Source organism: Candidatus Magnetominusculus xianensis, assembly GCA_001541255.1.
In the GTDB taxonomy this organism is placed as follows: domain Bacteria; phylum Nitrospirota; class Thermodesulfovibrionia; order Thermodesulfovibrionales; family Magnetobacteriaceae; genus Magnetominusculus; species Magnetominusculus xianensis.
In genome coordinates, this window is record LNQR01000104.1 from 1 (window position 1) to 8,959 (window position 8,959).

Below are 8,959 nucleotides of genomic sequence, written 5' to 3' on the forward strand. Positions count from 1 at the left end.
TATTTTAAAATACCCCAGCTGCCTAGCCGCTACGCCCACCCCTCAAAAGAAAGGGGGGTGCTATTATGACACAGTCTGGAAAGCGGGAATGACAGATTTAGCACATTTGAATGATACATTTTGCATTAACCTGACTCTTAAATAACAACAAAACGCATATAGCGCGTTTGCCCTGCATCATCAGCCTGAAACACTGGCATAACCATCAGTGTATGCACTGTACGACTAACCGAAATACAAGCGTCAACAGAGAAGCTGACAACGGGATGAGGGCTGAATTAATCTATTTTCGAGTGCCTCTTAATGCCCTTAGCTTGTCTGATGCCTCATCATTGTAGGGGGCATACTTTAACACAGACTGAAATTCAATGACCGCATCGTTAAGCTGATTTGCCTTTATCATGAGATTTCCGAGGTTCAGATGGGCGTCAATATAGTCGGGCTGCAATTTTATAGCAGTTCGATAGTGTGCGGCTGCATTTTCAAGCTGCCCCCGCTCATCATAAATCGTACCCAGATTGTTATGTGCAACTGCAAAGTCTGGGTTATATTGAACCGCCTTCTTAAACGCATTAAGCGCCTCATCCATGCGTCCTTGTGAGGCATAGATGTTTCCAAGGTCATTATATGCTTGAAATAATTTGGGATCAAGGATTGTCGCTCTTTTATATTCCCTTTCGGCGTCGGCAATGCGTCCACGGATTATATAATCATATCCTAGATTATGATGAGGCCGGGCTTTGTTAGGGCTTTTTCTTGCAGTATCCTCCCATAGCCTTATCCTGTCGGCCCAAACCTCGTTTCTTAACAGGGTCATCATCGATAGTGTGACAATTATTCCAGCGAATAGTGTAACTGCATATACTTTCTCACGCTTTCCCTTATTTTCGACCACCCACACGACGACAGACATAATAGCGATAAAAAATCCTACCGAGGGATAATACAACCTGTATTCGTTTATTACGTCATTTATGGGTATAACAGATGATTCGACCGACAAAGCGGTAAAAAACCAAAGTATGCCAAAAGCGTAGAGTCTGGCTGCGTACCTGCCATGATTTTCGTTTGTCATAGCCGCAGAGCGATATAACATATATAAGGCCGAGGCTAAAATCGACGAAATAACTAAAAAAGACAATATGACTTCAGGCATGAAAAAACTCCTAAACACAGGGTAGTCGTAATCGAGATTGAGCCCTACGGGGACAAATAACAGCCTCAAATACGTTATTATTACGCGGAACTGAGTGAGCAGATACTCAAACGGAGTCAGACCGGTAGCGCTTACTATAAAAGTCGAATAGACGGTATTTGGCTCTACTATGTTGGCGTTTATTACGGCTGAATTAGAAGACTTTGTAATAATTAGAGATACCGGTATATTTAAGATCATTAACACCGATGGAAGCAGATACCGTATTCTTTTCAGCAAATTCCCCTCAAAAAACAGAAGCTCGGTCATAACTATAATTACAGGGAGTGTAATGGAAATTTCCTTTGTTTTCATGGCAAGGGAAATTGAAAATAAAGATAAAATATAAAACATATATCTTCCTGCCCTTGAACCTGCAAATCTTGACTGTACATATGCAACGAGTGAAATCAGACAAAACAATGTGGCAAGCGATGTATAACGCTGCACAATATACGTTACGGCAGACGTGTGAACCGGATGGACGGCAAATAACAGGGCGGTGAAAAGCGCTGTTATGTCGTTGCCGAAGGTGGGGAGATATGCTTTAAAGAAAGGCGTACGAAATATTAGCGTTATGAGCCAGTATACGAGCATGGCACTTAATACGTGTACAATCAGGTTAAAGGCGTGAAAGCCCCAGACATCCATACCGTGGAGCTTGTAGTTCAAGGCAAAGGACATCATAGCCACAAAACGGCGGTTTGCTTTTGGACCTATTATTGAGTAGTTATTCTTGTTTTGCCAAATATCGCTGATCTCACTCTTTTCAATGATATTGGTGTAATCATCGAACATGAACGGTGCTTTAAAGGAATTGCTATATACTATTATGCAAACTACCGCTATTATCGTCAGATGAACGATTGGCTGTCTCAGTAGAGGTGTTGTTTTTTTTGTTTCTGGCGTTTCCATAATCTATTTGTGAGCGTCCTGCAATTTCTTGAGCCCTGCAATTGCCTCGTCATTAAAAGGTTGATAGTTTAGCACTTGTTGAAACTCCGAGGCCGCCTCTTGATATTTCTTAATTTTTGTGAGGAGATTTCCAAGGTTCAGGCGGGAGTTGATATAGTCGGGCTTCAATTTTGTGGCAGTTTGATAGTGCATGACTGCCTCTTCATACTGCCCTCTTTCATCATAAATCGTACCCAGATTGTTGTATGCAACGGCAAAGCCTGGACTATATTGAACAGCTTTCTTAAACGCATTAAGCGCCTCATTCATGCGTCCTTGCGAGGCATAGATGTCTCCAAGGTTGTTGTAAGCGTCGGCATAATCTGGCTTCAGAGTTGTTGCTATCAGATATTCTCTTTCGGCATCCCTAAAACGCTTGTATCTGTAGTAGTCGTACCCTAAATTATAATGAGGACGGGCCTTGCCAGGGCTTTTCCTCACCGTATCTTCCCATAGCCTCAGCCTGTCAGCCCAGACATCGTTTCTCAGAAGGGTCATTACCGAGAACAAGATAACTATTACCGGCAATACCGAAAATACGTATATCTTCGCCTGTCTTCCCCTTTTTTCCACTGTCCACGCAGTTGCGGACATCACAGCGATAAAAAACCCTGCCGATGGATAATACAGCCGGTATTCATTTATTACGTCTTTTATCGGCATGACAGAAGACTCAACAGACAAGGCAATAAAAAACCACAGTATGCCAAAGGAATACAGCCTGCTCAAAAAGCGGTACGGCGCCCCAGCCTGATTAAATCGGTATAACATATATACAGCCGAGGCGAAAAGCAGCGCTAATACTAAAAAAGATAACACGACTTCGGGGTTAAAAAAACTCCTCAACACAGGGTAATCATAGTCGAGATTGAGCCCAACTGGGATAAAAAGCAGCCTCAAGTATGTCACTATGACGCGAAACTGCGTGAACAGATACTCTGTTCGGGGGATATCTGTAACTGCGGCAGAGGAGCTTGCAATGCCTGATGTCAGCGAGTTATTTACCACAGTATTTATCACATCTGGCGCAGTATTTATCGCACTTGGCGCGGCGGGGGAATTGGCTGCCAGTATGGAGATTGGTATGATTGACATAGTCAATATCAGCGGAATCAAATACAGAATCCTGCGTTTTATCTTTCCTTCAAAAAACATAAACTCAAACATCACAGCAATCACAGGAAGCGTAAAGGCTATCTCCTTTGTCCTCATGGCAAGAATGACGGAAAAAATTGAAACTGCGTAGAGTGTATATCTCAGGGCAGATGAAGGCGTGAGCCTCGACCCTGCATATGCCGTTAGTGAGACAAGGCAAAATAGTGTGGCAAGGGATGTATAACGCTGCACAATATACGTCACGGCAGATGTCTGAACCGGGTGAACGGCAAACAACAGGGCAGTAAAAAGTGCCATAACGCCATGGCCCAATGCAGGATTAGAGCCTGCCGGTGTTCTGAATATTAGGCGGACGAGCTGATATACAAGCAGGGCACTAAACACATGCACAACTAGGTTGAAGATATGATAGCCCATGACGTTCATGCCATGGAGCTTGTAGTTCAGCGCAAATGTCAGTATCGCTATAAAGCGGCGATTCGTTGAAGGTGTGACCAGTAAAAAATTATCTTTATACTGCCCAATATCCCTGACTACGCTTTTTTCAATTATATTGGTGTAGTCATCGAACATAAACGGCGCTTTAAAGGAATTGCTGTAGGCGATTATGCACACTGCCGCTATAATAAACAGGTGAACTATGGGCAGGGCGGACAGCCTTCTTACGTTACTCAGCATCTCAAATCTCCATCCAGATTTCCGGGAGCCTGCCAGATAGTCATTAACACCTCACTATCTCAAGGCGCACATATGTGTAAAATTTGCTTGCCTGTGGGATTAACTGCTGGTTTGAGGCGGTTCTCAGAGTGACCTCACAGATTTCCCCGTCGATTAGCCGGTAAAACCTATTAGATGAGATAATGTTCTCTGTCTTATATCGTGAGTACGGGTCTGTGCCCTCTTTACACAGGACATACGATCCACCGGCGCCAAGCAAGACACTGCCGCCAGAGCCAATGATAAAAAGTTCACGGTCTTCACTGAGCGCACCAATATGTTCCATTACCGCCTCCCGTGGCCATGGAGTCTCATCAGGCATTAATATCTTACCATCCTTTACAACTACGTAGCCGCCGTCAATAACAGGTAATGAATCTGTTATAAGCTCACCGGCGTCCAGATAGAGCGCCTCACCGATTCTGCCTATGCTGCCCTTGAAGACGCCGCGGGAATTCGATATGTGAAGCCATTTCTCAATGGTTGAGATTGTCCCGCTATATCTGCCTTCACGTATATAGAGCATTGAGACCTTTGCAATATTTCCCTGAACTATGCCTCCAGAGACGATGTTCAGATTGGTGAGACAGCCCATATTGCCTAAAAACAGTGTGTTTTCTACCCATAGAGAGCCGTCAGTCAGGATTTTATGACCAAATTTCTCCTCAATTTTTTCCCCAATCATATCAATGTTAAGCGTCATGTCCCTCAGCAGAATAACACAGTTTTTTAATGAAATGCTTCCAGCTATAATAATGTCCCTGTCGTTTATCTCAGCGGTCATTTCCCTGCCGGATTCTGATATTACCACAGCGCCCGAAGTTTTTATTTTAATCGCCTTCGCGGGAAATACCCTTCGCAGCATATTGACATCGGCAACGATTTTCTTAACGCCCCGGCCTCTCCAGTCATCCGGTAAGCCCTTAAGCCAGATAATAAATAGTGCCCAAAGATTACTGTACATTTTGTCCTTCCTGTGCTGCCAAGACAGCCATCATCTTGAAAATTGTACAACAAAACTAAAAAAATGACAACCTTAAGGCAGCCATACTGCCGTAATGCTCAGTCATACGCCCTGAAATTTGAAAACACTACCGGCCATGTCGCAATTATTATAAATACGATTAGTAACACTATGGACATTATCGTCCATCTCCTCTGAGTATGGTGAATCTGAGTTCGTATTGAATCTATTTTTTTAAATTTCTCTATCACCGCCGCACCAAGACTGAAAAGTATGCCGCCAAACAGACTGCCATAGAGTGGATAACCTATAAACATATACTGTTTTTGCAGTATATCGAACGGGCAGTGATGCACAGGGGTCTCATAGTAATAAATAGATACGAAGGCAACTATTGACGCAATTGAAATGACAAAGAACACGAGCGACCAGACGCCGGATATATACCTCAGCGGTGAGGACACAGACCCTTTGCGAAGCAGTACTGACAACAGGGCAAGCTCAACTGCAGCCGCACCGTAAAACATATACATTGCCGCAGTAACAGGTAAAGATGCAAGAGATGAGGCGACCGTCAGTCCCTCGTCACTAAACAATGAGCTGCAGCACGAGGTAATCACATTTGCCCGAAGCCCAAGGAAATAGTTCAACTGCCAGTATCCCTCAAGTACAATGACAGGGACAAGCGCAGCCAGATACTTATACTTGAGTTTGACAAGTGGATAGTCCTCTGCCATCTCATCCACACGATTAATAGCAAGCCACACGGCACACAGGAAAAAAATCACAATTTTTGCAAACAACACCGTCCACCCTATGAGATTGGCGTTAAGCGAACCAGTCGTACACATTGCCCCGACAAATAGCTTGTGAATGTCATCAGCCGTATACACGAACAGGAACAGGGACAGGATTTGAAAGCCCAGCACGTATTTCATAATTGTAGTAATAAGATATGTCTGGCGCTCAAGTATCAGTTGTTTTGCCGTACTTTTTGTAATGTCCCAACCAATTATTATTCTTATTCCAAGGAAGACAGAAAAAAAAGCCATAACAAGGACAATCACAGAGCCTACGACAAGGGCAAGGACTCCGGGGTGGAATATCACAACAGTGCGGCCTCTTTAACTGCGCCGTCACGCATCTCTATTATATTGTCGATATACGGCTTTTCGTAAATCAATGGGTCGTGCGTGGCTATTACGATGGTCTTTCCTTCTTTGTTTAAGGCTGTGATGATATTAAGAAGGTCGCCTGATAGTTTTGTATCGAGATGTGCAGTGGGCTCATCGGCAAGTACAACGGCGGGTTCATTGATCAGGGCACGGGCAATTGCTGCACGCTGCTGCTGCCCGCCTGAGAGTTTCTCTATTTTAACATTGAGTTTTGCCGTAAGGTCTAACTTGCCAAGTATTTCCTCCATGCGCTGCTGCATCTGCTTACTGTCTATATCGGTGGGATAGAGCGGGAGCATGACATTTTCACTGACGGTCAGCCCTCTGATAAGATTAAAGTGCTGGAAGATAAATCCAAAGGTCTTTCGCCTCACATTGGTGAGAAAACGCTCAGGGAGTTTTGCCACATCCTTGCCTTCTACAATGATTTTCCCCTCTGTCGGCCTTGACATACAGCCGATAAGCCCCAGAAGGGTTGTCTTACCAGAGCCGCTTGGACCTTTTAACACCGTTATGCGCCCCCTGGGTATCTCAACAGACACACCCGCAACCGCCCTCACCTCATCGGCAAGCCCGGCGTTAAACACCTTTGATACGTCTTCAGCCCTGATAACTGCGTCCATCCCCGGCTACCTCATCACGGCGTCAGGGTCAGAGGTTGCAGCCTTCCACGAAGGCACAATACTGGCGGCAACATACGGCACCACCGTGAGGAAAAACAGGACAAATATCTGATACAGGTCAATATAGGGCATCGGCTGAAACTTAGGAAACAACACCGACCAGCCCTTTAAAACAGGGGCAAGGAACTGGGCATTAAAATAAAATACGTGTGCGTATGCCAGTATCAATCCCGTGAGAAACGAACTCAGTGAGACAATGGTGCCCTCCCAGAATTTTAATTGCAGCACATCTGAGGTCTCCCAGCCAATGGCCTTGAGAATCCCTATCTCCTGTCTCTCTCTGGCATTTATCCCCGTAGCCTTATCCCAGACGAATATCATAAAGGCCGCAATTGCCCCAAAGAACATTGTCAGCACAATCCCCCCGCGCCAGTTAAATATATTGTCATAGGTACGGGTGAGTTCAATTTTTAGTATTGGCCTTGAGTCCGGGTATGCACGCCTGATTTTCCTTGCCACAGTGGTTACCTCGGAGGGATTGTTTACCTCTATGGTAATATCTGTTGCCTTGTCAACTGGCATGTTGAAAAACTTAACAAGGTCGTTCTTTGTAAGGACGACGAGGTCATTTGTAACAATGGCAGAGTTTGATGTGAAAATCCCGACTATTTTCAGGTTGACGTTTTGTTCTGTGCCGAGGGTCATAAAGAAATCGTCGTTTAGTCCTATCTGCCTGATCGCTGCCACGCCGCTGCCAATGGCGCATTCGCCGACTGTCTGTGGTATTCGCCCGTTAATTAGTTTTACATCCTGCTTATTTTTATCGCTGGCATCATCGGCATCAACTGCCATAAGCGTATAGTTGGCGCTGGTCAGCGAGTCATAGTAGTATCCCCAGTACCTGGGCACTATCTTGCCGACACCGGCAATGCCCGAAAGTGTACTGATGTATTCTAAGGGGATTAGTTCGTGTCTGCCGGCTGACATATTCTGAAGGATTATCTCAGGGGAGCTGTCAAGCAGTTTAAGCGTCTCTGTTTTATACGCGTGCATGAGGAACAATATAGAACTAAGCACGGCTATCAGGATACTAAAGATAGCCGCAACAGAAAGATTCTTGAGTTTCCTTCTGCTCAAGGAAGACAGCGCGTACTCGATGATTCGGCCATGTCCTCTCATCCGATCACCTGATCACCTGATTATTGGGCCCCGTGTATTTGCGAAGGAGGCACGATAGAACCAGCCGGAAAGTGATCAACCGACATGGGAAAATCCTGAAACGCGGTAAAAAAGTCAGCCTGTGAAGGGTGCCTCGTATATCTGGCCTCTGTCCAGAATGCAACATCGGTTAATTTCATCACGCGTACCAGTGAACCCTTGAGCGCCATCTCCGGCTCTTTTAAGTGGACTGTGCTGACTGAGCTTACATATAGAGCCGCCAGCGCTGCCGCCTCTATAACAATAAACGCAGCGAATAGTTTTGTCTTTAACATCAGTGTTTGTGGTCAGCGTGGGACTTGTCCATATTGCCTGAGTGAAAGTCTGCAACCTTTACCTCGTCAAACTTAAGCGACTTCTGCCCCTTATGGTCAACCATAAAACTATTTACCTTGTCCGCCGTCACTGGGACGAATTCCTTTCCCATCGGGCCCATTACGTCGCTGCCAGTTACAAAGACCACAGTTTTGGCATCCACTGGTTTAGCCGTATAGTATTCGGTAACGTAAATATCTGAAATATCGGCCTGTGTCTTTGCAGGTGCGAATTTAGGAATGTCGAAGTAGAACTTAAACATATCCTTCGGGCCGTCAAAGAACATGACCGAACCGTCTTTAAAGATAATCTGAGACAGCCATTTCACATGCGGTGTAACCAGCATACCACAGACAGCGCATTTATCAGCGGCAGATGGTTTATGCGGCTCTGCGGCATAGACCGTAACAGAGATGACCACAAGCAAAAGGGCACAAACAAAAGATTTTCGCAGCATTAAAACCTCCCTGGCACATAAAATAACCTTTTTATAAAGGATTCCTTATTACCTATTATAATCAATCTGCACGATATAAATAAACACGACGCAGGGCAAACGCATTAGAAAAATTAAGCTGAGATTGCCTATACTTATGGAATTAAAGCTAATAGAGGGGAATACGCTGTTTATCGATGGCAGTAAAATAAGAGCCAAGGACAAGAATGAAGAGGGGACGTTAGT

The 8,959-nt window shown here is 44.9% G+C and carries 8 protein-coding genes; all 8 read right to left on the minus strand.

The genetic code is table 11. The features are described 5' to 3' along the window. Positions 1–283: 283 nt before the first annotated feature. Positions 284–2,110 (minus strand): tetratricopeptide repeat protein, encoded by a 1,827-nt coding sequence (locus ASN18_RS13720; protein WP_085053353.1) that lies wholly within the window; start codon positions 2,108–2,110, stop codon positions 284–286. A 3-nt stretch (positions 2,111–2,113) separates the two neighbouring features. After that, on the minus strand, positions 2,114–3,943 hold the full coding sequence (locus ASN18_RS13725; protein WP_085053354.1) for a tetratricopeptide repeat protein: 1,830 nt from the start codon (positions 3,941–3,943) through the stop codon (positions 2,114–2,116). Between the two features lie 43 nt (positions 3,944–3,986). Then, positions 3,987–4,946, minus strand: coding sequence for a hypothetical protein (locus ASN18_RS13730; RefSeq protein ID WP_085053355.1), 960 nt, complete (start codon positions 4,944–4,946; stop codon positions 3,987–3,989). A gap of 98 nt (positions 4,947–5,044) precedes the next feature. After that, positions 5,045–6,055: a hypothetical protein gene (locus ASN18_RS13735; RefSeq protein ID WP_085053356.1), complete on the minus strand. Its 1,011-nt coding sequence runs from the start codon at positions 6,053–6,055 to the stop codon at positions 5,045–5,047. Continuing rightward, on the minus strand, positions 6,052–6,744 hold the full coding sequence (locus ASN18_RS13740) for an ABC transporter ATP-binding protein (protein ID WP_085053357.1): 693 nt from the start codon (positions 6,742–6,744) through the stop codon (positions 6,052–6,054). Before ASN18_RS13740 ends, ASN18_RS13735 begins: the two co-directional genes overlap by 4 nt. A gap of 6 nt (positions 6,745–6,750) precedes the next feature. Further along, positions 6,751–7,923 carry an ABC transporter permease gene (locus ASN18_RS13745; RefSeq protein WP_085053358.1) on the minus strand — a complete coding sequence of 391 codons (1,173 nt, stop codon included), beginning with the start codon at positions 7,921–7,923 and terminating at the stop codon, positions 6,751–6,753. A 20-nt stretch (positions 7,924–7,943) separates the two neighbouring features. Next, positions 7,944–8,237: a hypothetical protein gene (locus ASN18_RS13750; RefSeq protein ID WP_085053359.1), complete on the minus strand. Its 294-nt coding sequence runs from the start codon at positions 8,235–8,237 to the stop codon at positions 7,944–7,946. After that, entirely contained in the window at positions 8,237–8,734 is a 498-nt protein-coding gene (locus ASN18_RS13755) for a nitrous oxide reductase accessory protein NosL (RefSeq protein ID WP_085053360.1), read from the minus strand. The genes ASN18_RS13750 and ASN18_RS13755 overlap by 1 nt, the downstream gene beginning before the upstream one ends. Between the last annotated feature and the right edge of the window lie 225 nt (positions 8,735–8,959).